The organism is Methylocaldum sp. GT1BB, from assembly GCF_051027545.1.
In the GTDB taxonomy this organism is placed as follows: Bacteria; Pseudomonadota; Gammaproteobacteria; order Methylococcales; family Methylococcaceae; genus Methylocaldum.
In genome coordinates, this window is record NZ_CP194902.1 from 1,845,467 (window position 1) to 1,871,807 (window position 26,341).

The 26,341-nt window shown below is 62.6% G+C and carries 12 protein-coding genes; 7 read left to right on the forward strand and 5 right to left on the reverse strand.

Features of this window, described 5'->3' with window-relative positions; translation table 11 throughout:
• The first annotated feature begins 36 nt into the window (after window positions 1-36).
• From ACR2TX_RS09675 to ACR2TX_RS09700, 6 genes are all read left to right on the forward strand, one after another.
• Window positions 37-10,230, forward strand: coding sequence for a filamentous haemagglutinin family protein (locus tag ACR2TX_RS09675; protein ID WP_434131981.1), 10,194 nt, complete (start codon window positions 37-39; stop codon window positions 10,228-10,230).
• Between the two features lie 143 nt (window positions 10,231-10,373).
• Entirely contained in the window at window positions 10,374-12,188 is a 1,815-nt protein-coding gene (locus ACR2TX_RS09680; RefSeq protein WP_434131983.1) for a DUF2341 domain-containing protein, read from the forward strand.
• A gap of 3 nt (window positions 12,189-12,191) precedes the next feature.
• A complete protein-coding gene (locus ACR2TX_RS09685) occupies window positions 12,192-12,596 on the forward strand; it encodes an ExbD/TolR family protein (RefSeq protein ID WP_077730071.1) in 405 nt (134 codons plus the stop codon).
• A gap of 21 nt (window positions 12,597-12,617) precedes the next feature.
• Window positions 12,618-13,280, forward strand: a complete 663-nt coding sequence (locus ACR2TX_RS09690; protein WP_156881686.1) for a TonB family protein — start codon at window positions 12,618-12,620, stop codon at window positions 13,278-13,280.
• A gap of 35 nt (window positions 13,281-13,315) precedes the next feature.
• Window positions 13,316-15,046 carry a putative porin gene (locus tag ACR2TX_RS09695; RefSeq protein WP_434131986.1) on the forward strand — a complete coding sequence of 577 codons (1,731 nt, stop codon included), beginning with the start codon at window positions 13,316-13,318 and terminating at the stop codon, window positions 15,044-15,046.
• Between the two features lie 223 nt (window positions 15,047-15,269).
• The gene (locus tag ACR2TX_RS09700; protein ID WP_077730074.1) at window positions 15,270-16,016 is read left to right on the forward strand and encodes a hypothetical protein; all 747 of its coding nucleotides are present in this window, start codon (window positions 15,270-15,272) and stop codon (window positions 16,014-16,016) included.
• Window positions 16,017-16,761: 745 nt separating this feature from the next.
• On the opposite strand, the gene ACR2TX_RS09705 is transcribed toward ACR2TX_RS09700, so the two are convergent.
• From ACR2TX_RS09705 to ACR2TX_RS09720, 4 genes are all read right to left on the reverse strand, one after another.
• The gene (locus tag ACR2TX_RS09705; RefSeq protein WP_240502682.1) at window positions 16,762-17,535 is read right to left on the reverse strand and encodes a CpsD/CapB family tyrosine-protein kinase; all 774 of its coding nucleotides are present in this window, start codon (window positions 17,533-17,535) and stop codon (window positions 16,762-16,764) included.
• 32 nt (window positions 17,536-17,567) lie between these two features.
• Window positions 17,568-19,319, reverse strand: coding sequence for a GumC family protein (locus ACR2TX_RS09710; RefSeq protein WP_434130549.1), 1,752 nt, complete (start codon window positions 19,317-19,319; stop codon window positions 17,568-17,570).
• 17 nt (window positions 19,320-19,336) lie between these two features.
• On the reverse strand, window positions 19,337-20,596 hold the full coding sequence (locus ACR2TX_RS09715; RefSeq protein WP_086135646.1) for a hypothetical protein: 1,260 nt from the start codon (window positions 20,594-20,596) through the stop codon (window positions 19,337-19,339).
• A 61-nt stretch (window positions 20,597-20,657) separates the two neighbouring features.
• A complete protein-coding gene (locus tag ACR2TX_RS09720; protein ID WP_434131988.1) occupies window positions 20,658-21,233 on the reverse strand; it encodes a polysaccharide biosynthesis/export family protein in 576 nt (191 codons plus the stop codon).
• Window positions 21,234-21,729: 496 nt separating this feature from the next.
• On the opposite strand from ACR2TX_RS09720, the gene ACR2TX_RS09725 reads away from it, so the two are divergent.
• Window positions 21,730-24,132 (forward strand): tetratricopeptide repeat protein, encoded by a 2,403-nt coding sequence (locus tag ACR2TX_RS09725; RefSeq protein ID WP_434131989.1) that lies wholly within the window; start codon window positions 21,730-21,732, stop codon window positions 24,130-24,132.
• Window positions 24,133-24,180: 48 nt separating this feature from the next.
• Here the strand turns inward: ACR2TX_RS09725 and ACR2TX_RS09730 are convergent, their stop codons facing one another.
• On the reverse strand, window positions 24,181-25,725 hold the full coding sequence (locus tag ACR2TX_RS09730; protein WP_434131990.1) for a PhoX family protein: 1,545 nt from the start codon (window positions 25,723-25,725) through the stop codon (window positions 24,181-24,183).
• Between the last annotated feature and the right edge of the window lie 616 nt (window positions 25,726-26,341).

Here is a 26,341-nt window from a genome sequence, read left to right on the forward strand (position 1 = left end):
GGCAGTACCACGGGCGCAAGTATCGAGGTAAAGAGGATGTCTGTTAAGAACCGGAATAAACCCGAGAATAAGACGATTGCCCTGAAGCCGCTCGCTGCCGCGGTGCGGGCATGCATGGCGAGCGGTATCTTGCTTAGCGCAAGCCCGCCGCCGGTCCATGCCGAGCTGCCGGTCGCCGCCGACGTATGGGCGGCCCTGGGAAACGCCACCCGCAGCGTGAATGGCGGCACGATGGTGATCAACCAGTTGACGGACAAAGCCATTCTCGACTGGAAGAGTTTCAACATCGGCGCGGAGAATGCCGTTCACTTCAATCAGCCGGCCGCTACCTCGGTGGCCCTGAACCGCATCCATCAAAACGACCCCAGCCGCATTTTCGGTGCCCTGACGGCCAACGGGCAGATTTATCTCGTTAACAAGAACGGCTTCGTATTCGGCAAGAACGCCCAAGTCAACGTCAATTCGCTGGTTGCCACCACGCTCAACATCAGCGAGGACGTATTCAAGCGCGGCATTACCAAGGCGTTCGACCAGGACGGAACCGCCGCGCTGCAAGCGGGCGGCGAGACTTATCTCAAGGACGCGCAAGGCCGTTTCGTCTTCGACCAGAACGGTGAAAAAGTCAAAATCCAAATCTTCGTCCAGCCGGGCGCTCAATTGAGAACCAATGCTCCAGGCGGGCGGATCATTATTGCCGCGCCGTCGGTGGTGAACCAGGGGACCATCGAGACCCCGGACGGCCAGACGATTCTGGCGGCGGCGACGGACAAGGTGTATCTGCAGGAAGCCGATCCCGATTCCGGCATCCGAGGGCTTCTGGTGGAGGTTGAGACCGGGGGTGACGTCAAGAACGTCGGCAAGATCATCACGGAAAGAGGCAATGCCACCCTGATCGGTTTTGCCGTCAATCAAGAAGGTCGGGTATCGGCTACCACCTCGGTCAGTCTGAACGGGTCGGTACGCTTGCTGGCGCGGGAGGGCCACCAAACCGTTGAAAGCGGACGCAGGAAGCTGTTGCGTCCGATGAGCACGGCCCGCGTCCAGGATCTCGGGGACGGACTTGGGACACGAGCTACGGTAGAGCTGGGACCGAACAGTGTTACGGAGGTGATTCCGGACTCGGATAAGTCGAAAACCGCCGTGGACGCCCAGCCCCAGGCACGCTCGAAAATCGAGATCAGCGGCAGCAAGATCGTGCTTCGCAAGGATTCGACGGTTTACGCCCCGGCGGGAGAGATCGAGCTAACCGCTACGAAAAGTCCGGCCACGCCGCTGGTAGCCGGGGTCGAGAACGACAGCCGGATATACATGGAGTCGGGAAGCCGCATCGATGCTTCCGGCCTGAGAGACGTTTCCCTTCCGATGGAGCGAAACGTGGCGGAGGTGGAGTTGCGCTCTTTCGAGCTGCGGGACTCGCCGTTGCAGAAAAACGGGATACTGAAAGGCAAGACCGTGCGTGTGGATATCCGCGATCCGATCAAGATCGCCGATATTTCGGGAGCCTTGGCCCGCATCGAACGGAATATCGACGAGCGCAGCACCGCCGGCGGAACGATCCGAATCCGCTCGGAGGGCGACGTGATCGTCAAACCCGGCGCGGTGCTGGACTATTCGGGCGGCTCGGTCTCGTATCGCGACGGCTACATCAGCACTACCAAACTGATTTCGCAGGGCCGGCTATACGATATCGGCGAAGCGGATCCGAACCGCATTTACGACGGCGTGTTCGGAGAAGTGATCAAGGTTTACGAAAAGTGGGGCATTACCCGCCGCTGGTCGATTCCGGGGCCGCTCGGTCTCGGCCGCTTCGAGGCGGGCTACGTGGAGGGAAAGCCCGGCGGAGCTCTGGAACTGAGCGGCTACCGCGTGGCGCTGGACGGAGTACTGCGCGGAGAGACGGTCGACGGCCGATTGCAGCGCACCGTCGGGAAGCGGGTGCCGGGAAGTTCCTTGACGATCGACGTAGGCATCGGCCAGGGGCGGCAGGCGGTCGTCTTTGCCGGTGACCACATCGTTCGCGATATCGGCGAGAAAGATGAGTTTCCGAAGAGCGGGTCGGGCAGCGAAAACATCCCCGCGCCCCTGGTGCTGGACACCGGCGCCCTGGCGAATTCGGAGTCGCGGCATGTGGCCGTGAAAAGCAGTCGGGGAATCACGATACAGGACGACGCCCGTCTGGCGCTTCCGGCCGGCGGCAGCCTCAAGCTTACAGGGGACCGAATCGACGTAGCCGGCGAGATTGGCATCCCCTCCGGATCGATCAGTCTCGAATCTCTCGGGAGCGCGGGGACACCGACGTCCGGCGAGGTCACGCTGGCCTCCGGCGCGGCGATCGATGCACGGGGAGCATGGGTGAACGATACGCCCGATCTTCCGGGAAGCAACCGCTTTTCTCCGATTGCCATAGACGGCGGAACGGTGGCGATCAAGACCAGGGAAGGGGATCTGGTATTGGAGGCCGGCAGCCGAATCGACGTGAGCGGCGGGGCTTGGCTGGATGCGGACGGCCGCCTTACCGCCGGCCGGGGAGGCGATATCAGTCTGGCCGCGACCGGTTTGAACGGCGCGAGTCTGGTCTTGGACGGGGATTTGCGTGGATTCGGCATCGACCGGAGCGGCACCCTGAGCCTGACCGCCAACGAGATCGCCATCGGCGACGGGCCGGTGGTTCCGCATGCCGGTTCCGTGTTGAAGCCGCTGGTGCTGCCGTCCGATTTTTTCCAGCGAGGCGGGTTTACGGATTACCGGCTGACGTCGAACGTGTTCGGCATAATCGTCACCCCGGGGCTGGTCCATCCCTTGGTGCGCACACTGGAGTTGGGGAAGGGATTCGAGTCGCTGCCCGACGGCGGGGATTTGGCCGTGTACAGCCGCATCGTGGAGTTGCCGGAATTTCTCCGCCCCGCCGCTATCCTGAGCCTGGCGGTCGATCAGGCGAATACTTACGACAGCAAGGAATGGCTGACCGTTCAACGCGGCGCCGAAATTCGCACCGATGCGGGCGGAAAAGTGGCCTTGGCTTCGGATACGGGGATTGCCCTTGGCGGCACGATAGACGCCCCTTCGGGTGAAATCTCGCTCCGAATCACCAAACCGAACGTAGATCGGGGCTTCAACGACTCCCAGGCGATCTGGCTGGAGACCGGGAGCCGGTTGCTGGCGCGCGGCGCTTTCAAGCCGGAGCTGGATCCTCTCGGGCTTCGCAAGGGCGAACTGCTGCCCGGCGGCAAAATCAGTCTCGTCGCCGGCCGCGGCTATATTCTCGCGCAGGAGGATTCGCTGATCGATGCCTCGGGCTCTTCCCGCACGCTGGATATTCTCGAAAGAACGAGCGGCGGCCTGGGCCTTGAAATCACTCCCCGGCTGGTCGCTTCGCGCGGCGGCACGGTGAACCTGACCGCAGCCGAGGGCATTCTCTGGGACGGCTCTTTCCGCGCGGCATCAGGCGGCGCAAACGCCGGCGGCGGCAGTCTCAATATCGAGCTGGATAAACGTCTACGCCTCAAAGCGCGGGACATCGGGGGGGTGCCGTTCCCGGACGATGGTCCGAATTCCGACCAAGAGCTTCCCATCCCTCGTGTCATCGAGGTCTCCGCATCGGATCGGACCCTGATTCCCGACGGTCTCGCTCCGGGCGCCAAAATCCCGGATCGGTTCTACGCACAGGCCTTGGTCGAGAGCGCTCAGATACAAGGCGGGGGATTCGCTTCCGTCAGGCTGAGATCCAACGGTGACGGCAATGTCGGAGAAATACGGTTTTCCGGGGACGTTTCCCTGGCAGCCGAGCGGCAAATCGTGCTCGATGCGCCCAAGATTTCCTGGCAGCGGGAGGATTCGACGGATGCCGGACGGGTCGTACTTGAAGCCGCCTATGCGGCGCTGGGGTCCACCGATAGCCGCGTGGTTCCGGCGGCGACTTCCGGCGCCGGCGCTCTCGCCATCAATGCGCAAGCCATCGACTTGATCGGAGGTGCGAGTCTCCAGGGCTTTTCCGGCGCGAACCTGAACAGCTCGGGTGATATACGCGCTAGAGGCATCATTACGAATGCCAACGCCCAGCGTGACTACAAGGGCGAGTTCCGGATCGCCGGCGATCTGGAGCTGCGCGCCGCGCAGATCTATCCGGCGACCCTCACCGATTATGCGATCCGGGTCGAGGATGCGCCGGGCGCCACCATACGAATCGAGTCGTCGGGGCGCGCTTCTTCCCCCGTGTTCTCGGCGGGAGGCAGCCTGACTATCAACGCGCCCAACATCATCAGCTCGGGAGTGTTGAAAGCGCCCTTCGGCACGTTGACGCTCGACGCCGACGATTTGCTCGAACTGACCAGCGGAAGCCTCGCCTCGGTTTCCGGCGAAGGATTGATCGTTCCTTTCGGCCGGACGCAAGGCGGTCTCGATTGGATTTTTCCCCTAGCCGAGAATAACAACCGCGTGTTCGGCTTGGAACGTGACCTGCAACAGGGTACCGAGCTGCTGCCGGAAAAGCGGATCAATCTGAGAGGCCGCCAGGTCGCTCTCCAGGAAGGCGCCACCGTGGACATTTCCGGCAGCGGCGATCTCTATGCCTTCGAATTCGTCAAGGGACAAGGGGGTTCCGTCGACTGGCTGAATCCGGGCGACCCGGGGTTCCTGGACGGCAGTTTCGCCTATAGGCCGTCGTTTGCGGTGATTCCCGGTCTTAACGGACTCATGACTCCTTATGATCCCATCGAATTTCCGGGCTCCGGCCTGACGGTCGGGGACAGCGTTTACCTCGCCGGGGGATCGGGCCTGCCGGAAGGCCACTACACACTGCTGCCCGCCCATTACGCCTTGCTGCCCGGCGCCTACCTGATCTCGCCGGAGCCGGGAACGCAGGACGTCACGCCGGGTTCGGTCGCGCGCAGGCTCGACGGCGTACCCATCGTCGCCGGGCAATGGGAGGCGGCGGGAACGGCCATCCGCGACTCCCGCTGGAGCGGATTCGCCGTGGAGACCGGCGACATCGCCAGAACACGCTCCGAATATCAGGAGTATCTGGCTAACGAGTTCTTCGAGGAGAAAGCCGCAGCCGAAGAAAAGCCGGTACCGGACTTGCCCGCTTCCGCGGGTACCGTCGCCGTGTTCGCGGAGGCCAGCCTGTCTTTACGCGGGACGGTTCTGGCGTCTTCGTCCTCGGGAGGGCTCGGCGGGCGTCTGGATATCGGCGCCGACCGGCTGGCGGTGGTGGGGCGCCGCGAGGACCTCGCGGCGATCGGAGAAGGCTATGTCGGTTTGGTCGCCGAGGAACTCAATGACCTGAACGTCGGAAGTATCTTGTTGGGCGGTTCCCGGAGCCGGGAAAACACGGGAAGAAGGCTCTCTGTCAATTCGCGCTCGGTGATCGTTGGCAGCGGGGCGCGGCTGAGCGGACAGGAACTCCTTCTCGCCGCACGGGAAAATCTGACTATCGCACAAGGTGCGGCGGTGGAGAGCGTCGGCAAAACGGAATCGTCGGGCGAAACCCTGCTGGTGAGCAACGATCCGAAGACCGGAGCTGCGGACAGCAACGGCGCCTTGGTCCGGGTATCGTCGTCGGGTCTTGCGACGGTCACGAGGGACAAGGCCGTCAGCGGAGCCCGCGGGACTTTGACCGTCGAAGCCGGAGCCCTCCTCAAGTCTTCCGGTTCGATTCTCCTGGACTCCACCAAGGACACCGTGTTCCACGGAACCGTCGAAATTCCCGGAGGAGACTTGGAGTTCCGCGCCGGCGCGATCAGCTTGGGCGAGGCTCCTGCCGGTACGGGCGGTTTGGTCCTGTCGTCCGGGCAGGTGGGCGCCCTGGGCGCGAACAACCTGATTCTGACCAGTCGCTCGGACGTCAATATTTACGACGGCGTTTCCGTCGGTCTGAAGCGGCTTACCATCGATGCCGCAGCATTGCGGGGCTTCGCCGAGGTATCCGACGAAGCAAGGATTTCGGCGGAGGCGATCACTCTGGCCAATACTTCCTCCCCGGCGACTGCCGGAGCGGGAAACGGGGAGGGGACGCTGACGCTGGATGCCGCAAACATCACGCTGGGCGGCGGAAACTTCGCGCTGTCCGGATTTCGGCAGGTCGCTCTCAACGCCGCGGAAAACCTCGGCGGGCAGGGAGAGGGAAAATATTCGGCGGACGGCGACCTCGTTCTCGCGGCCGGCCGGATCACCGGGGCGTCGGGATCGACGACGACGATCGATGCGAGCGGTCACACCGTGGCAGTCCGGACGACCGGCGACGTTCCCGATTCCACTTCGGCGCCGCTGGGCGCGGCCTGGTCAATTACCGCCGACGCGATCGTGCAGCAAGGCCGTTTCGATTTGCCGGGCGGCGCATTGGATCTCATCGCCTTGACCGGCGATATCTTGGTGGGAGCCGGCTCGAGTATCGACCTTTCCGGGCGAAGCGTGAAATTCGATGATCAGGTCCGGTTCGCTCCGGCCGGTCGGCTGAATCTGGTCGCGAACTCGGGGAATATCGATTTCGCTTCGGGAGCATCGGTCAATCTGGCGGGGGCCGTAGGCGGCGGCGATGCCGGCCTCCTGAACATACGGGCACCGCACGGAACCTTCCGCTGGGAAGGGCAGGTCACCGCGGGTGCGGCCGACGGTTACCGGCAGGGCTCGTTGATGCTGGATGAGATGGACTTCGGGCCCGGCGGATTCTCGGCGCTCAATGCTCATCTGCGCGATGGGGGTTTTGCCGATGAAATCGATCTGCGTCAGCGTAGCGGCGACGTCGCGATCGGCGGGGGCGATGTTGTCCTTGCCCGCCGGTTCAGCCTGCGGGCGGACGACGGCGCGGTCGATATCTCGGGCGAGATCGACGCGTCCGGAACCGAAGGCGGGGAGATCGAGATCGCGGCCCGCAACGGGATCGTGCTCGGTGGCGGCGCCCGTCTACGAGCCGCCGCACACGGCGAAGGCGAGCGCGGCGGCCGCGTGACGCTGGATACGGTGCATCCCGACGACGCGGGATCGGGCCTGCTCGACTTGTCCGCGTCCGGCGGCTTGATCGACGTCTCGGGCGGCAGCGGCGGCGCCGGCGGATTCTTGCATCTTCGCACCGGGCGCGATGCGGGAGGGAACGTCGCCGTGACGGACATCCGCACGAAAATCACGGGTGCGTCGCAGGCGGATCTGGAAGCGACACGGGTGTTCGAGGGTGAGAGCGACATCAACGCGGCCCGAATCGAAGCCTTCCGGAGCGATATCGAGACCTTCATGGCCACTCCGCCCGCGTTGGTAGACGAATCCGGGGCAGCGATCAAGCTAACTCCTGGGGTGGAAGTGCGCGGAGCGAACCTGAAGCTCGTGTCGACCTGGGATTTCGCCTCGGACTATCCATCGTGGCATCCGGACGGCATTCCAGGTTACCTGACTCTCAACGCAACCGAAGGAAACATCGATGTCGAGGCGTCGCTGACCGACGCCTTCGCGCCCGGATCGTTGCCGGACCCCTTCGGTTTCGGGTATCCCGTTTATCAGGATTTTCTGCAATCCGGACATTCCTGGAGCTATCGTCTGACCGCCGCGAATAACATCAATCTGGCGGCCAATCAGGTGGTTCGCACGGGCACCGGCACCATCACGCTGGAAGCGGGAGGCGATATCGTGTTCGAGGAAGGAGCCACCGACTCGGATCGCGCCGCGGCGGTCTATACCGTCGGCCGTCCGACCGATGGGGATTCGGACGTTCCGGCGGCCGATCGGCGCTACGGATCGATGGACGATCAGTTGGTGGCGCAAGGATTCTATGCGGAATATCCGGTCGACGGCGGCGATATCGCGATCAAAGCCGGCGGCAACATCAAGGGCGCCGCTACCGGCCAATTGATGACCGACTGGCTGGTGCGGACCGGCGACTGGAGCCGCCGGAACGACCACACCGAGGAACGGCCTACCATGTGGGGCATCAATCTGAGCGGGGACTTCGGCAACCCGGATAGCCGGTTTTTCAATCAGAACGTCGGCGCCCTGGGCGGGGGCAACGTTCGGGTCAGCGCCGGGGGCAGCGTGGAGAATCTTTCGGTCATGGTTCCCACGACCGGCAAGCCCGTGGGGCAACGTGCAAGCCCGGACGACCCTGTCAACTTCCTGACCAACGAGTTCGTGGTTCAGGGGGGCGGCAACATCGATGTTTCGGCCGGCAAGGATCTCCTGGGCGGCGTCTATTTCACCGGCCTTGGCGAGGGGCGCATGCAGGCCGGCGGCAATTTCGGGATCGGGGCGAACGGTCTCGCTCCGGTAGTGGCGCTGGGGTCCTCCCAATTCGAGCTTTCCGCCCGGCAGAATCTCACCTTGGGCGCGGCCTTCAATCCGACGGTTCTGGGACAAGACAGAGTCCCGGATACGGTTAACGGAACCGAAAGCTATTTCTTCACTTACAGCGATGCCAGCGCGATCGATTTGTCGTCCGTCGGCGGCAAGGTGACGCTGCAGAACGATACCGACCGGCTGGCCCTGGGGAGCTTGACGTCGGAGAGCAAATTCGCCGCGTCGATTTATCCGGGGACGCTCAAGGCCACCGCCTTTTCCGGCGATATTTCGATCGAGCGTTCGTTCAAGATGTATCCCGCTGCGCGGGGACAGCTTGAGCTCCTCGCCGCCAATAACATAAGCACCGGGGCGGGAGGGGGGTTCGTCGACATCAACATGTCCGACGCCGATCCAGCGCTTCTCCCGAATCCGCAAATTCCGGCATCCGTGATGTCCGGCAGTGATACCACGGCGGACGCCCGGTTCGATCCGCGCGGACGCGCCGAGCTCATTCACGCAGCGGTGCCGGTCCATGCGTCCGATACGGTTCCGGTGCGGGTCGTCGCGGAGCACGGGAATATTGCGTTCCGACGCGGCAACGAGCTCCGCTTGTACACGCCAAAAGCTGCGGTCATCAAGGCCGGGGGGGATATACGCGATTTCACCTTCAAGGGGCAGAATCTGAGGGACGACGATATCACCGTCATTCACGCCGGACGGGATATTCGGTTCAGGTCCCCGCGCAATCCCGTCGGCGGATTGGCGAACGTAGACTACCAGATTGAATTGGCGGGTCCCGGCGAGTTGCAACTGCTCGCCGGGAGAAGCATCGATCTCGGGTCGTCGAACGGCGTTTCCACCATCGGCGGATTGTTCAACCCGGCCTTGGGCAGCGGCGGCGCGAACATCATCGTGCAGACCGGATTGGCCGGAAAAATGGACGTCGAAGCGTTTATGGTGCGTTATCTGGATTCCGGGAGCTACAAGCTGGACATCGGCGGACGAGATCCCGAAGCTTCGCTGGCCTACTTCAAGACCCTGCCCATCGAGCGTCAACGGCGCGAGCTGCTGAAAATTCTCTTCAACGAAATTCGCCAATCCGCCTCCGCGGCGGCGGCCGAGAGCGACGAAGCCAAACGCGCAAGGCAGTACAAGAGAGGTTTCGACGCGATTCAAACGCTATTCCCGGATAAGGAATACCAAGGCGATCTGAAACTGTTCTTCAGCAAGATCAAGACGCTAGATGGCGGCGACATCGATATTACCGTTCCGGGCGGGCTGGTGAACGCCGGTCTGGCGGTGGCGTTTACCGGTGCCAAGGACGCAAGCGAACTCGGCATCGTCGTGCAGCGCGAGGGGGACCTGAACGCTTTCGTCAAAGGAGATTTCCAGGTCAATGAGTCGCGCGTTTTTACCATGGACGGCGGCGACATCGTGATCTGGTCGGCCGAAGGCGACATCGACGCCGGGCGGGGGGCGAAAGCCGCTATTTCAGCACCGCCTCCTATTACGACCTTCGACGAGGAAGGAAACCAAAAAACGATATTCCCTCCCATCGTGTCGGGCAGCGGCATCCAGGCGATCGTCAGCACGCCAGACAAACCCGAGGGATCGGTCATTCTGGCAGCGCCGAAAGGCGTGGTGAATGCGGGCGAGGCGGGCATCCGCGGCGGCCAGGTCGTCATCGCGGCCACCGCGGTTATTGGTGCCTCGAATATCCAGGCGTCCCAGGGAACGGTTGGCGTTCCCACGGCCCCTCCCCCTCCGGTTGTACCGGCAGGAGTCGACAATTCTGCAACCGGCGCTGCCAAACAGGCTACGGACCAGGCCAATGTCGGCGGTTCGGGCGATGGCCAGCAGGCTCAATCCGGCCAGGCCAAGTCCGGGCTGAGCGTGATTACTACGGAAGTCATCGGCTTCGGCAACTGCAGCGTGGGCGACGTGAGGGATGGCAAGGCGGGCTGCAGTTGATCTCCGATCCAGGGATATCGACGGGTGATTTTCCGCTCCAGGTGCCTGAATTCGGCATCCCGATCGGGGCGAAATCGTCACGTATCTGAAACATTGATGTAACACAATACATGCTTTCAAAATCAGTAAATACAAGAACTTACATGAAAGTGAGGGTCTACGCTCTGGCCTTGGGGTTGGTGCTCGTTCCGAGCATCGTTCACGCCTGGTGGAACGACGCCTGGTCGTCGCGCAAACAGATTTCGCTGGACGGCGGAGCTACCGGCGCGGATATCCAGGAGACCTTGGCCGAGTTCCCGGTGCTGGTCCGCCTGCATACCGGAAACTTCGCCTACTTCATGGACCTGGCCGAAAACGGCAAGGATATTCGCTTCATGGCGGACGACAAGACGCCTTTGAAGTATCACGTCGAGAAGTTCGACGCGATCAACGAGATGGCCCTGGTCTGGGTCAAGGCGCCGCAGTTCCGCGGCGGGATCAGCACCGATTCGATCTGGATGTATTACGGCAACGCCGAAGCGCCGGATGGCGGCGACGCGAACGGGACGTACGACGTGCATCAGGCGCTGGTGTTGCATTTCGACGAGACGGACCCGATGCCAAAGGACGCCACCGCCTACGGCAACCATGCGGCGGATTCCAAGGCCGCGCCGGAACCGGCGGGCTGGATCGGTGCAGCGGCCAAATTCACCGGAGCGGGCGGCATTGCGATCAATGCCAATCCGGCTCTGCAACTTTCGCCCGATAAAGGCTGGACCTTTTCCGCCTGGCTGAAGATCGATCAGGCCCAGTCGAATGCTTACGTCTTGCACGCTGGGGAAGGCGAGAACGCGCTGGAGCTGTCGGTTCGCGACACGGGTCTGGTCGCGAAATATGCGAACAACGGCCAAGGGGTCGAGACGCCTCCCGCGCCGTTGCAACTCGGCAAGTGGCAGCACATCGCCGTGGTTCTGCGGACGGACAAGCTGGAACTGTACCTGGACGGCAACAAGGCGGGCGAGTCGCCGGCTTCGGCGGGGCCGATGAATCCGATGGTGACCTTGGGCGCCGGCGCCGCAGGCGATAGCCTCATCGGCTTTCTGGACGAAGTTCAGATTGCCAACACGGCGCGCAGCGCCGACTGGATCAAGCTCTTGGCGCGCAGCCAAAGCGCCGATTTCAACGTTCTCGGTTTCGGCCAGGACGAATCCAAGCAAGGGGCGGGCGGTCCCAATTATTTCGTCATCATCCTGCAAAGTCTGACCGTCGACGGCTGGGTGGTGATCGCCCTGTGCGGCGTCATGTTCGTGATCAGCGCCCTGGTGATGGTCACCAAGGGGCTGGCTATCTCCAGGGCCAATAAGGACAACCGCGCCTTCCTCGACCAATACCGGAACATGGACGCTTCCGCCGATCCCGGAGCGCTGGATCAGGAAGAAACCGAGGAGGAGAAGGAACTCGGCGAATCGGATTTTCTTGCCGCGGTGGTGGGCAAGCACGATCACTTCCAGAGTTCTCCCGTCTACCACGTCTACCACGCGGGGGTTCAGGAGCTCAAAAAGCGCTTCGGCACTTTGGCCAACCAACCCTTGACCGACGAGGCGCTCAACGTTCTGCGGGCGCGGCTCGACGCGGCGGTGGTGCGCGAGGGGCAAAAGCTCAACCGCAATATGGTATTGCTCACTATCGCCATCTCCGGCGGCCCGTTCTTGGGCCTGTTGGGTACCGTGCTCGGGGTGATGATCACCTTCGCCGTGATCGCCGCCACAGGCGATGTCAACATCAACTCCATTGCACCCGGTATCTCCGGCGCGCTGCTCGCCACCGTCGCGGGTCTCGCCGTCGCTATCCCGGCCCTGTTCGGCTACAACTACCTGCTCACCCAAATCAAGGACCTCACCGCGGAGATGCGGGTGTTCACCGACGAGTTTCTGGCCATGGTGTCGGAGCGCCTGGCCGAGCGTCACCGCGGGGGATAAGCCATGAAAGTCGAATCCGAAGAGAAGGTCTACGACGACATCAACATCACGCCCATGCTGGACGTGGCCTACGTGCTGCTGCTGATCTTCATCATCATGACCACCGCCACGGTACAAGGCATCACCGTCAACCTGCCCAAGGCCAGCGCCACGCCCGCTCTGTCCAAGCCGAAGACCAAGGCGATTTCGATTACCCAGGACGGCACCATTTACCTGGACACCTATCCGGTCAGCCTCCAGGAGCTCGAAACCCGTCTGTCGCAGTACAAGGCGGCCACGCCGGACCTTCCGGTGGTGCTCAAGGCCGATGCCGCCATCCAGTATGAAAAGGTCATCGACGTGCTGGACGTGGTCACGCGCCTGCAGATCAGCCAGCTCGGCCTGGTGACGCAGAAACTGGTGAAGTAAGCCTCGTCTCCGTCGCCCGCCATGAGCAAGAAAACCTGGCTTCGCTATCTGCCGCTCGGGATCGGCGGGGTTCTGATCGTCCTGATCGCGGTGGCGGTTTTTTTTCTGAAGGACCTTTTCGAAAAGCCGGTGCAGACCAAGAAACAGGTCCAGCAGATCACCGTGATCCAACCGCCCCCGCCACCTCCGCCGCCACCGCCCGAGGAAAAGCCGCCGGAGCCGGAGATCAAGGAGGAGAAGATCGAAGAACCGGAACCGGAGCCCGAGCCGGAACCCGAGCAGCAAGCGGATGAACCGCCTCCCGGCGAGGATCTGGGCGTCGACGCCGAGGGTGCCGCCGGGTCCGACGCTTTCGGGCTGGTCGGCAAGAAAGGCGGACGGGGGCTCATCGGGGGAGGCGGCGGCAACGCCATCATCTGGTACGGCCAGCAGTTGCAGCGCCAGATCGCGGACGAACTGCGGGAGAAGCTGAGCCAGAGCAAGGCGCGGGACAAGAAGATTTCGGTGATTGCGAATATCTGGATCGGCGCCGACGGAAGCGTTTCCCGTGCCGAACTGGCCTCTTCCAGCGGGGACGGCGATGTGGACGAAGCCTTGCGTTCGGCTTTGGGGACACTCCGCTCCAGGCTCAAAGCTCCTCCGGAGAACATGCCGCAGCCGGTGAAGATCCGCATCCGCTCCTAAAACAGACTCAGAAATAACACGACTTGGGGAATTCCATGAAAGCAGACCGCAAGCTGCTCGCCGCGCCTTTGGCCTTGATTTTGGCGTCCACCGCGGCGGCGGGAGAAAAAGAAGAACTGCTGAAGCTCAAGAACACCACGCTCAATTTGATCGATATCCTGGTGCAGCAGGGAATCATCGACAAATCGAAAGCGGAGGACATGATCAAGCAGGCGGAAACCAAGGCCGCGGCGGAGGCCAAGGCGGAAGCCGCAAAGGAAGAGCAGGTCGCTGCAAAACAGGGTAATCCGGGCAAGGGCAAGCCGGGGCCGGTACGGGTGACTTACGTTCCGGATTTCGTGAAGGACGAGATTCGCGCCGAGGTGAGCAAGGAACTGCGCGACGAAGTGGTAAAGGAAGTCAAGTCCCAGGCCAAGACGGAAAAATGGGGCGTTCCGGCGGCTCTGCCGGATTGGGTGAATCGGTTCAAGTTGTCGGGCGATTTTCGCGTGCGTTTCGAGGATCAGTTATTTGCGGACGACAATCAGGAAGGCAGTTATCTTAACTGGCCGGTCATCAATGAAGATGGCGGCATCACTGCTGCGGGAGAGGATGCCTTCCTGAATACCACGGTCGACCGGCAGCGTTACCGAATTCGCGTGCGCCTTGGACTGGAGGCGCAAATCGCCGATCACTTCAAAGCTGGCATTCGCCTGGCCACCAGCAACGATCGCAGCCCGATTTCCATCAACCAAACCTTGGGACAATACGGGAAACAGTATGAGGTGGCGCTGGATCGGGCCTTTCTTCAATACGACCACGTGGACGGAAAGGGAACGGACTGGTTTACCGTATGGGCCGGGCGTTTCGCCAATCCATGGCTTTCCACGGACAACCTGTTCGACCCGGACCTCAGTTTCGAAGGTTTCGCCGGCACGTTCCGCCTGCCTATCGGACCCAAGGCAGAGCTTGCCCAGGACTTCTTCAGGTCGGGGCCTCAGTACCGTCAAATCAATATGGGATTTTCGACGCCTAACACGGCCTTCCTGACCTTGGGCGCCTTTCCCTTGCAGGAAATCGAATTGGAATCTCAGGACAAGTGGCTGTGGGCGGCACAAAGCGGCCTGGATTGGCTTTTCGGTACCAACACTCGGGTGAAGGCGGGCGTTGCCTATTACGACTACAAGAATATCGTGGCGCAGCCCAATGCGCTCGGTAGCCGCAGGAATGATTGGACGGCGCCGGAATTCTTCACCAAGGGCAATAGTTTGGCTGCGATACGCAGTCCCGGTAATGATCCAGACGGGTGCGCGGTCAATGAAATCGTTTGTCTGGTTGGCCTTGCATCCGACTTTAATATCGTAGATGCAATGTTTGCCCTGGATTACGGTGGCTTCGGCGAAAACCACGTGATGTTCACTGCCAATTACTCGGAGAACATCGGCTTTGATGAAAAGGAAATCCTGAAACGTACCGGCGAAACCATCAAGCCCAAGACTACCGCCTTTCAGGTCCGTCTCGACGTGGGCCGGCCGGAAATCCGTAAATTCGGCGACTGGAGCACTTTCTTCGCATACAAGTATCTCGAGCGAGATTCGGTACTGGATGCGTTCACGGACTCCAATTTCCACTTGGCCGGGACCGATGCGAAAGGATGGATGGCCGGCATGGTATATGGCTTGGCGAAAAACACTTGGGCCAATATCCGCTGGCTCTCGGCCGACGAAATCGACGGTCCTCCGTTCGGGGTCGACGTGCTGCTGGTGGACTTGAACGCGCGGTTCTAATTCCATTCGGCATTCGATAGAACATTCATCGTAGGATGGGTAGAGCGAAGCGAAATCCATCGATGGCGGGTTAGCCCCTCGGCTCCGCGTAACCCACCGACCCTTCGACTTGGCTCAGGACAGGTCCGCGGGTGCTCGGCGGGTTACGGCCTCGCGGCCTAACCCACCCTACAAAACAATTCCTGATTGAAAGCGATTTGGAATAAAACATCGAGATCGAGTCATGAGCCCATTCGACATGCGTTCGCTTTTCTTGATTCGGCGGACGAAAAACGCCGTCCTTTTTCTGTTGCTGTGGTGCGCCGTGGTTGGCCCTTCGGCAGTACACGCCCAGGCGCCCAAGCAAGACAGTGCTGCGGCTCAAGCCTTGCGCAAGGCGCAGGGCATGCTGCGCCAGTTGAGCCAGGAGAAGACGGCTTTGGAAGGGGAAAAGAGCGCCTTGCTGGACCAGGTCGGAAAGCTTGAAGACAAGATCAAGCAACTCGAAGGATTGGAGAGTGTGGTCCAGCAGCAGAAGGCCAGTCTCGATAACTTGAGAGCCGGTAACGAATCGCTGCAGGGGCGCATCCATCAGGATTCCGAACGCATTCGCGGCCTCAACGAGCGTTTGCGCGCTGCGGTCGGCCAGTTGAAGAAATACCAGCAGGACAATGCGCTTCTGGTCGGCGCGGTGGCCGAGCGATCCCGATGGATTGAGGCGTGCACGGAGAAAAACCAAGGCTTGTACCAAGCAAACCGCGAATTGCTGGACAAGTATCAAGGCAAGGGATTTTGGGATGCGCTCACCGAAGGCGAACCCTTTACCCAAATCAGTTCGGTGAAGGCCGAAAACGAAGCTCAGGAGTTCCAATTCAAACTCGAAGACCTCCAGGTCACGCCTTGGCAGGAAGCCGGCGTGGCCGTTTCGGAAACAAGCCCGGCCGCAAGTGAGAATGCGCCGCCGCCCGATGAGGAGGAGGACGAAGAGTGAACGGAAACGGGCGCATACGACTCGGCCGGACGGCACGCCTGGGTTTGGCGGGCCTACCGGGATAGAGGCTCCATATAGTTCGAAAATCCCTTCCCGATCAAATGGGTGCCGACCTTCCGGCCCACCCAGGCGATGTACCAATGCCGTTAGAGCGTTTTCCATCCCGGTGTACGGATTCGTGCCAGGAGGGGAGAACGTAGGTCGGCAATCCCTTCCCAATCGCAAACGGTCGCTTTAGTCGCGACCCTTCCAATCGCAAACGGCCTGGCCGGGAGCGCCGGCCACGCCCTTCCCGAAGACACCGTTTGCGATTGGAATGCCGGGGTCCAGACGCTATGGATGGCAGAGGCCTATCACGTCCTTGTGCACTGGATTCATGCCGCACAGTCCCTGTGCGGCACCCTACGGGCGCTTCGCGTGCAAATCGGCCTCGCCACGCTACGCCGTCCCGCTTCGCTCGCGAGTCCTGGGCAGTCCTTCCCTGGCCTGCCCGCTCGCCGCATTGCGCCTCGCCCTGCCGATTTGTCCGGCACAAATTTGCCAGGAGCAAATTTGGACGTGCGGAGCACGGTCCGTAGGACGAACCCCAGGGATGGGGTGAGCAATCCCTGCCGGAAGGGGCGTTCTGGCGCTCCCAGAACGACCGTTTGCGATTGGAATGACGGTTTAACTTAACGGCACTGGGCGATGTACGGGATGACCGGACATCACTGAGGCCGGGCATCCTTTCCCGCCGGTGGGGCCGTCAGCTGCCCGGTCCGGGTTCGGCCTTGTTGAGGAGGGTGCCGAGGAGGGGGGTGGTGTTGAGGTGGGCGAGGGCCTCTTCGAGTTCGGCGTGGGTGGTGCGGCCGGCCTCGAGCACCAGCAGGGCGGCGTCGACATGGGGGGCGAAGGCGAGGGCGTCGGCGGTGGTCAAGTGGGGCAGGTCGAACACCACGATGCGGCTCGGATAGCGGTGCTTCAATTCGTCCACCAGGCGCGCCATCTTCGGCGAGGCGAGGAGTTCCGAGGCATCGGGCAAGGGCCGGTGGCCCGGCAGGACGACGAAGCGGCCGATGCCCTTGGGGTTGATCAGCAGGCGCTCGATCGGCACATCGTCGAGGAGATAATCGCTGAGCCCGTACTGGGGGGTGAAGCCGAACGCGGTGTGGACGCTCGGATGGCGGAGATTGGCATCGACCAGGAGGACGGTCTGGCTGACGTCGAGGGCGAGGCTCAGGGCCAGGTTGATCGCGGCGACGGTCTTGCCCGCCTGGGGGGTGGGGCTGGTGACGGCGAGCGCGTTCCAGCCGCGCTCGCGGAGGATCTGCAAGACCTTGGTGCGAAGCACCTTATAGGCATCCACATAGGGGCCGGGCGGGTAGCCGGCGATGAGCCGCTGGCGGCGCAGCACCTCGCGGCGGACCTCGATCGAGCGGGTGGTCGTGTACTCGATCCGCTCGGCGGGCGCCGGGGCCGCGGGCGATCCGCCGCGCGGACCGGGGGTGGGGGTTGCGAACGAAGGGGCAATCGATTCCATCACGGGCACTCCGGGTAAAAAGAGAGACAGGGTTAGCCGAGGGCGGTGTCGAGCTTCCGAAGACCCCGGAACCAGAGCACATCCAGCGGGGTCCAGAACCAATGGATCAGGCACACGGTCAGGAGCAGGGCGCCGAACCCGAGGCCGGCCAGGATCAGGCGCTGGCGGCTCTGATCGATCGCGAGCTCATCGGTCGTGAGATACGGGACCACCGCGAGCGGGGCGGTGCCGACCAGGGCGGCGACGGCCCGGGCGGTGCGGACGGTCTGATCGAAGGTGGTGCGCAGCGCGATCGTGCCGACCGCGGCGGCGAGGCCCAACAGCAGACCGAGGATGACGATCGCCGGGCGGTTCGGCTTGATCGGCTTTTCCGGCAACAAAGGCGGCTCGATGATGGAAAAGCGCTCGCCCTTGCTTTTGCGCTCCAGCTGCTCCCCGATCTGGGCCTCCATCTGCTTCGCCCTCAATTCCCGATAGCGGTTGGCGGCGTTCTCGTAATCCCGCATCAGGGCCAGATACTGGCGCTCGGTGTCCGGCGTGCGCTGCAGCCGGTCCTGGTAATCGGCCAGCTTCGCCTCGAGCTCGAGCCGGCGCTGTTTGAGCGCCTCGATCTCCTGGCGGGTGCTGGCTTTCTGGGCGGACAGATTCACATAGGCCGGATTGTCCGGCTGGCGGGCGGCGATCGCCCGCGCCGTCGTCTCGGCCGAAGGCTCGGCCAGGGCCTTTTCGTAGGCGGCGATCTTGGCCGTGACGGCGACGACATCGGGGTGATCGGGCGCATGGGTGTCCTCGAGCACCGCCAACTCCCCCTTCAGATGCGCGAGCGTCTTGACCGTGTCGAGCGCGTGATCGACCGGCCCGAGTTCGCGCTCCAAGGCCTCGATCTCGCGCCGCGCCTTCACGACATCCGGATGCTTATCGGCATACCGGCTGGTCAGGGCGACCAGCTCGGTCTGAAGGTGCTTCAACCGGTCCTGCTTGCTCAGAATGCGCTCCCCGGTGCCCGATACGATCGGCGTCTCCGGGGCGATTTGCGAGAGCTCCGCGTCCAGATAGAGGGCGCGCTCCTGGAGCGTCCTAAGCTGCAGATCGAGCGACTGAAGCTCCTGCTCGGTCTGCTGCAGGAACTGCAAATTCAGCGCCTTCTGCTCCGGCAGGGCGTACAGATGGGCTTCCTTGAACTGCGCCAGCGTCTGTTCCAGCTCGGTGACGTAGGCCCCGATCTGCTCGACCTCCTCGGTGAGGAAATCGGAGGCTTCCTGGGTCTTCTGAGTGCGCGTCTTCAGATTCTCCTCGAGATAGAGCGACGTGATCTCGTTGGCCACCCGCTGCACGGTATCGGGATGGCGGCCGTCGTAGGACAGGCTGAAAGCGATCGTCGCCTTGGTCGGATGGCCGGATTTGGGATCGATGACCTCCGCGCTGATCGGCTGGAAGGCGATATCCTCGCGCATCATCTCGACGATCTCGTCGGTGGTCTTCTTCTGGCGCTCTTTCGCATAGAGATCGAACTTCTCGACGATCGTCAGGAGATGCGCGCGGGTCATCACCCGCTGGCTGATCATCTGCAGCCGCTCGGCGGCATAACTCGTGATGGTGGAGCGGACCAGGTCGGACGGGATCTCCTGCTCCTCGATCAGAATCGTCGCGGTCGAGCGGTAGGTCGGCGGCAACAGCAGCGCGGTCAGGACGCCGAGCGTGAACAGTCCGCCCAGAATCGCGCCGAAGGCGGCGCGATGGCGGCGAAAGGTGGCGAGATAATCGCTGAGTGCTTTTTCTTCCATTGATCGGTCTCTCAAACTCAAAACTGGAATGGGTCGAAGTCGTACTTGAGCGTCACAAAGACGGCATGGGCCTCCTGACGGCCGGAAAACAAACCGCCGCGCTCCCCGAGATCGCGGAGGGTGTACTGATACGACGCGCCGAGGCGCCAGCGCTCGGTCACGGCATAAGACAGATCGCCGCCGATCCGGTAATACGCCTGGGTCAGGCGATCGCCGTTCGCATCGGGCAGCGACTGATCGGTGTAGGACAGATTCAGGGCGGCGTTCAGGCGCTCCGACACCTGCCGGCGGGCCGTGACCGTCACCCGATCCGACTCGAACAGGGTGCCGTTGATCGAAGGGCTGATCTGATGGGCGTAATTCAGCTCGACGTCCCCGGTGTCGAAGCGCTGCCGCGCGCTCGCGGTGACCAAGGGGCCGAACTGGCGGTCCTTGAGCGTGACCGTCTCCCGGACCGTGACCGGCACCAGCAGCAGCGGGTCCAGGCTGACGATCTGAAAACCGTCGAGGCGCAAGGTTTCCAATTGAGTCTCCGAATCGCTGAACTGACCGCCGCCGGAGACGCCGACCTCGAGCGTCTCGGTCAGGGCGTACTGAAAGCCCGCCAGGGCGTTGAGATAATCGATCGCGCGCCGGTCGGCGCGATAGGCGGTATAAGCCAGCGTCCCCGAGAGCAACAAGCGTTCGGTCAGCTGATGCTCGAGTCCGGACGACGCCGTATGCGCGGTCGAACTGACAAAGGCGAACCCAGCCCGGGCCTCGTAATCCGAGGCCTGATACGCATAGCCCAGGGTCAGCCGGGTGCGCTCGTCCAGCGCATAGGTCCAGGACGGGGCGACGGTGGTTTCAGCCCGCTGCACGCGGGTCAACACGATTCCGACCAGGACATCGGACTGCGACGACAGCAGGGCGTCATCGGTATGGTTCACCGTGAGCGCCCAGCGCGACCGCTCGGTCGCATAATGGGCATCGAGGTCCAGATACTGATTCTGGGTGTCGATGGCGTCGATCGGCGTATAAAAAAGATTTTGCAGGCGCGCCCGGCTCTTCACCTGCCAGTGAGGTTCCGCCGCGACGAGCTGGGTGGTGAAGCCGAGATCGGTGCCGAAGACCGCCTGAGGATCGAGCCGGTCCGGCAACAGCTGGATATTGGAATGATACTGCTGGCTCACGCTGGCCGCCGCCTCGAGGTGCCAGTCCACGCCGAAGCTCGGGCGGGCGACGGCCATACCGAGCCCCACGCCGGCCCAGGCCAGCCGCTGAATCGTCCCCCGCATGCTCAGCCGCCTCGCGCGCGCCTGGGGCCGGCCGGATCGCGCCTCACGCGGGCCCGGCGCCTCAACGGACAACCACGACGTCGCCGTTCATCAGCAGAATGTTCTGCTCCAGGTCCTCGCCGGCGGCCACGGCGTCGTAATCGAACGGCAGGGGCGTGGTCTGATCGCCCCGTTGGCGGAGGATGGTGATGTCGTCGCGGTCGGCGAAAGGGGTGAGCCCGCCGGCGAGCGCCAGGGCGTGCATCACGGTGACCCGGCCGGGGGTGACGAACTCGCCGGGTTTATTGACCTTGCCGACCACATAAATCTTCTGGCTGGTGGTGATCACCGATACCGAGACGACCGGGTCGGCGAGGTACTCGCTCAAGCGATCGGTGACGGTGGCGCGGACGTCCTCGACGGTGAGGCCGCCGGCCGCGAGGTCGCCGACCAGGGGGAAGGAGAGGCCGCCGTCGGCGCGGACCAGGACCTGTTTGGTGAGGCCCTCCTCGCGCCACACCGAAATCTCCAGCACGTCTCCGGGGACAATGCGGTAGTCCCTGTGGCTTTCTATCAGGGGCGGCGAATTTTCGCCATTTCCGAGTGCGCCGGTAGCGAATGCCAAGAGTGCTGCAAATTTGAGCAATTGGAGATACATAGGAGCTGTGACGCAGAGAAATACGAAAATGAAGGAACAGCGGGCAATACTCGCCCGACGATTCAGACGATGGGTCCGTCTTAGAAGCTGTCTTCAAACTACTGCGCGCCGCCATGCTTTCGTTGCTCAAGGGCTTAAAATCCGCATGTACTCCTCTGTACACTCCGGTTTTGACTCGCCCCATCCCTGGGGCTCGCCCTGCGGGCCAGCCTAACGGCTGTTCCCTCCGCGGGTCCCGCCGCTTCGGGTCGCCCTTTCGCGCTTTGCCCTGACGTCGCTCGTGACGTTTGAAGACAGCTTCTTGTCGCCTATCCAGCATTACGCTAACAGACGATTGTTACAGTTCCGTTCCAACGACGGAACACCGTTTCACAAAGCTGACATGAAGCCATGCTGTCATATTCGGCTTAGACGGTGGGCTGTCGGTGTTGCTTATGTACCACCTAGCCTACCTGATTTTTCTGCAATGCTGTCTCTATCGAGCTAGGGAGCGTTTATGAAATTGAGTCTGGTTCGGCCCGTTCCGGCCTGGGTGGTGGTGGCCTGGGTGTTGACCGCGTGCGGCGGGGCGGAGGAGCGCAAGGCCGCGCACCTGGCGCGCGGCCTCCAGTATGTCGAGGCGCAGAATCTGGACAAGGCCAAGGTCGAGTTCAAGAACGTCCTGCAGATCGACCCCAAGGCCGCGAGCCCCTATTTCTACCTGGGCCGGATCGAAGAAGACCAGAAGCACTGGCGCGAGGCGTTCGCCCTCTATCAAAAGGCGGTCGAACTCGACCCGACCCACCGCGACGCCCAGCTCAAACTGGCGAAGTTCTACCTGCTGGCGAAGGACGCCGCGAAAGCCCAGGAACTCCTGGGGCCGGTGGCCGAGGAACGGCCCTCGGACCTCGAAGTGCGGATGCTGAAGGCGGCGATCGCGAACCTCCAGGGGGACAGCGCGTCGATGCGGGCGCAACTGGAGGCGATCGTGGCGGAGCAGCCGGCCCGGCCCGACCCCTATCTGGTGCTGGCCCTCCATTGGGCCCAGCAAGGACAGCCGGCCGAAGCGATCGGGGTGCTCGAAACCGGGCTCAAGATCCAGCCGAACCAGCCGGCGCTGCTGATGGCGCTGGCGAGGCTGCACCAGCAACAGGGCCAGGCGGAGGCGGCGGAAGAGACCCTCAAGGCCCTGATCGCGGCCCAACCCGACCGCCTCGAACACCGGGGGCTGCTGACCGAACTTTACCTCAAGCAGCGTCGCTTCGACGCCGCGGAAGCAACGCTCCGCACCGCCCAGAAGGACTTCCCCGAGGACCCGAGAGCACCGCTGTGGCTCGCCGAGTTTTTCGTGAAGCGCGGCGACGGGGCGCGGGCGGTCAGCGAACTGACCGCGGTCATCGCGGCCCGCCCGACGCTCACCGCCCTGCGCTTCGGGCTCGCCCAGGTGCACCAACAGCTCGGCGAGGCCGATCAGGCGGAAAGCGTCTACCGCGCCCTGATCGCCGACCACGAAAACCAGCCGGACGGCTTCAAGGCCATGACGCAGCTGGCGGAGCTTTTGGCGAAGCGCGGGCGGAGCGACGAGGCGCGGGACCTGGTGAAACAGGTGCTGGCGGAAAACCCCAAAGACCATCCGGCGCTATCGCTTGAAGGCCGGCTGGCGCTGGCGCGGCGGGAAGCCCAGGACGCCATCGCCGCGTTCCGGGCCTTGTTGAAAGATCAGCCGGAGTCGACCGAGGTGCTGACCCGGCTGGCCCAGGCCTATCTCCTGGACGGCAAGCCCGCCCTGGCCCAGGAACAACTGGACAAGGCGGTGGCCGTGAACCCTGCGGACTACCGGCTGAGGAAACTGCTGGTCGAATTCCTGGTCGGGCAGAAAAACCCCAGCCTGGCCCTCGACAAGCTCAACGAATTCCTCAAGCAACAGCCGAAGCACCTCGACGGGCTCAACCTCAAGGCGGACCTGCTGGTGGCGAGCCAGCAGACGGACGCCCTGGAGCCGCTCCTCAAGGAGATCAAGGACCGCTTCCCCGATAAAGCCGTCGGGCCGTTCCGCCTGGGCCAACTCTACCAAAGCCGGAAACAGCCCGAGGCGGCGCTGGCGGAATACGAAACGGCGCTTTCCCGCGCCCAAAACGACTACGAGCCCTTGAAGGCCATCGTCGGGCTCCACCTCGCCGCGCAGCAGCCGGAGAAGGCGCTGGCGCGGATCCGGAAAGCCCTGAAGGACGATCCGAAGCACCCGACCGCCCACCAGTTACTGGGGCTCTACCATCTGGCGCGGAAACAGGAGACGGAGGCCATCCAAGCCTTTGAGCGGGCGATCGAGATCCATCCCCAATGGCGGCTGCCGTACCACAACCTTGCCGCGGTCCATGAGCAGAAAAAGGACCTGAAGGGCGCGGCAACGGCCTACCGGCGGGCACTGGCGGCGGCGCCCGAGGACCGCGCGGCGCGGATGGGACTGGCCAGGGTCCTGGAGCGCAGCAAGGACTGGGCGGGGGCCATGGCGGAATATGAGGCGATCCTGGCCCGCAACCCGAATGACGCGCTGGCGCGCAACAACCTGGCCGCCCTGCTCAGCCTGGATGCGGCCGACCGCGACAAACTCCAGCGGGCGCTGGCGTTGGCCCAGCGGTTCGAGACGGCGACCGAGCCCGCGTTCCTCGACACGCTCGGTTGGATTTACCGGCAGTTGGGCGAGTTGACGACGGCGCGGGGGCTGTTGGAAAAGGCCGTGGCGCAGGCGCCCGAGGTACCCATTTTCCAGTATCACCTCGGCATGGTGTACCTCCAGGCGGGTGATAAGGCCCTGGCCAAGGAGCGCCTGGAAAAGGCCGTTAGGACCGAAGGCGACTACATCGGTCGCGAGGACGCCCAACGCGCGTTGAGCCAGTTTTCCGGCGATTCGTCCACCTAAGCGGATGCGCGGGACGGGAAGACTTTCAGGGAACGATCCGTACGTTGCTCAGGCCGGCGAAGCCGTCCGCTTGGGCAAGCGCTCCGGACCATGAGCCTCGGACTGCGCGGGGGCGTCGCTCTCGGGCGCAATTGCGAAGAGATCCCATTTGAATTTCGTGGCAAAGGAGCGATTGTCTTGTTCGCTCCAGCGAACGATGTGGCCGCAGCTGTTCGGGGCGCGCGGCGTGCCTGGTGCCGTGCGGTCGGGATCGTCGGTCATCGCGAGATAGACCTCGCAGGATAGAGGATGGACGGAACGCCATTGCGGACGGTCCATCGCGGTCGCTCCGACTACATCTGCCGCCAGACGAGTATTCACTAGAACATCGGCCTGGTTCTTGAATACCGCAGATCGAGCTGCGGCAGCGGTTCGAAAGGAAGAATCGCCCAAGTCCAGAGCCAGCCAGTCGCCGGTCCCATCCTCGTTGAACCGTGCCGCGTACAAGGTTCCCTCGTCCAGCATGTCGCCGTTGGCGGTTCGCCGGTGGAACCGAGCCTTGGTGACGAATTTGTAGATGTACTCGTCCGGGTCGTCATCGCTCATGTACCAGACCAGCGGATGACCCTCCTTCACCGGTGCCAGCCAGGCGCCGGTATGGGCGAGCCGTCCCATGGCGGTACGTTTCTTGGGCGTGCTTTCAGGATCGAAAGGGTCGATCTCCAAAATCCAGCCCTGACAGTTTGGTTCGTTGCGATAATCTTCCGTGGCGTCGGCGCCTCTTGCCGAAGCATCGAAGCGGGCGTGCTCGCCGGTGCCGCTGTCGTCCTCGCTCCACTCACGGCGGACGCCGCCGGTATTGATGCCATAACGCGCATGTTCTCGCGGACGACCGGTTCGGTTGATAAAGTATATGGCCCAGTTTCTTTCGCAGACCAGATAAGTTCGCCAAGGCGTGAAACTATAGGCGCAATTGACGAAGACTCCGCGGGTTTTGGTTCCGTCCGGGCTGTACTCGGTTTTCAGCAAGCCGGAACCTCGCGCCGGCCCCGCAATGTCCACCGGCGTGCTGTCGGTGATCCGTCGATTGTATTTGCCGGGTATTACGCTCCATTCACCTGCGCCGTCTTTTTTGATTTCCATGATAGTCACGCCATAAGCGGCGACTTTTTTCGATATCGGGTCGACCGGACGCTTTCCGCCGATAATCGTGCAGGGATGCAGCAGCCGCTGGCTAAGATATCGGCGGTTAGCGCAAAGAAGGCCATGAGAGGTCAAGGTGGCGCGGGCCATCGGAAAAAGATACATCCCGTAATGCTCGGAGCCGATTTGCTGCTCCGGTTCGTCGCCGGGAGCGGGTTTGGCGTTGATTGCGTAATGGCTGCCTGCTAGCGGTGGACTCCAGAGAATGAGCTGCTTTTCGGCGTGTTCGGCCGATGTTGTGGCGGTAGCGGTTCGTATTACCGGTGTCGCATTGAATACCGACGGATTGATGCGAAGGGACGGCTGTTCTCCGGGTTTTGACGCTGGGATTGCCAAGAGCGCGTTGAATGTGCCTGATTGCTCCAAAAGGCCGGATGAGAGGGCACGCGCCGTGCCACCTCTTAAAACCATGCTCTGAATCGGGCGCTTTGCCGAAATCGATCGGAAGGTGGGATTACCAGATCGGTAATTTGATGGCTTACCGCCGGCGCTTTCCCGCTGAATGTGAGATTGTCGGTCGCTCATCATTACACTGCTCGTAGCTTTAGCCCAACCAGATGCTTGAGAGCGTGACGATAGGCGAGCACTGTTACATATCGTTGACGATTAATTTACGGTGTCATTACTAAATGATGACAAGCCGTTGGATTGGTAGAGTCCATGGAGAGAAATGGGACGCGCAATAGCGCACCCGGCAAGGTGACAAATCGGCAGGGCGAGGCGCAACGCGGCGAGCGGGCAGGCCAGGGACGGGCTGCCCCGGACTCGCGAGCGAAGCGGGACAGCGTAGCGTGGCGAGGTCGATTTACTCGCCTCTTCCTTGAGGCTCGTCCTCCGGGTCGTGCTTCGCACGTTCCGATTTGCTCCCGGCAAATTGGTGCACGGCTTGGCCGCCCATAGGGGCGAACCACAGAGATGTGGTGAGTGAGAAACAGGGATGTTTTTCATCCGCATTTCGAGCCCTTGAGCAAAGCCGGTATGGCGACGCGCGGCAGTTTGAAGACAGCTTCCAGATCAACAGCTACGA

What these genes read in the sequence shown, in the direction of transcription:
- ACR2TX_RS09685 (WP_077730071.1), top strand. Translation starts at nt 12,192, where the DNA reads ATGAAAGTCGAATCCGAAGAGAAGGTCTACGACGACATCAACATCACG.
- ACR2TX_RS09700 (WP_077730074.1), top strand. Translation starts at nt 15,270, where the DNA reads ATGAGCCCATTCGACATGCGTTCGCTTTTCTTGATTCGGCGGACGAAA.
- ACR2TX_RS09675 (WP_434131981.1), top strand. Translation starts at nt 37, where the DNA reads ATGTCTGTTAAGAACCGGAATAAACCCGAGAATAAGACGATTGCCCTG.
- ACR2TX_RS09690 (WP_156881686.1), top strand. Translation starts at nt 12,618, where the DNA reads ATGAGCAAGAAAACCTGGCTTCGCTATCTGCCGCTCGGGATCGGCGGG.
- ACR2TX_RS09710 (WP_434130549.1), bottom strand. Translation starts at nt 19,319, where the DNA reads ATGGAAGAAAAAGCACTCAGCGATTATCTCGCCACCTTTCGCCGCCAT.
- ACR2TX_RS09720 (WP_434131988.1), bottom strand. Translation starts at nt 21,233, where the DNA reads ATGTATCTCCAATTGCTCAAATTTGCAGCACTCTTGGCATTCGCTACC.
- ACR2TX_RS09730 (WP_434131990.1), bottom strand. Translation starts at nt 25,725, where the DNA reads ATGGTTTTAAGAGGTGGCACGGCGCGTGCCCTCTCATCCGGCCTTTTG.
- ACR2TX_RS09695 (WP_434131986.1), top strand. Translation starts at nt 13,316, where the DNA reads ATGAAAGCAGACCGCAAGCTGCTCGCCGCGCCTTTGGCCTTGATTTTG.
- ACR2TX_RS09725 (WP_434131989.1), top strand. Translation starts at nt 21,730, where the DNA reads ATGAAATTGAGTCTGGTTCGGCCCGTTCCGGCCTGGGTGGTGGTGGCC.
- ACR2TX_RS09715 (WP_086135646.1), bottom strand. Translation starts at nt 20,596, where the DNA reads ATGCGGGGGACGATTCAGCGGCTGGCCTGGGCCGGCGTGGGGCTCGGT.
- ACR2TX_RS09705 (WP_240502682.1), bottom strand. Translation starts at nt 17,535, where the DNA reads ATGGAATCGATTGCCCCTTCGTTCGCAACCCCCACCCCCGGTCCGCGC.
- ACR2TX_RS09680 (WP_434131983.1), top strand. Translation starts at nt 10,374, where the DNA reads ATGAAAGTGAGGGTCTACGCTCTGGCCTTGGGGTTGGTGCTCGTTCCG.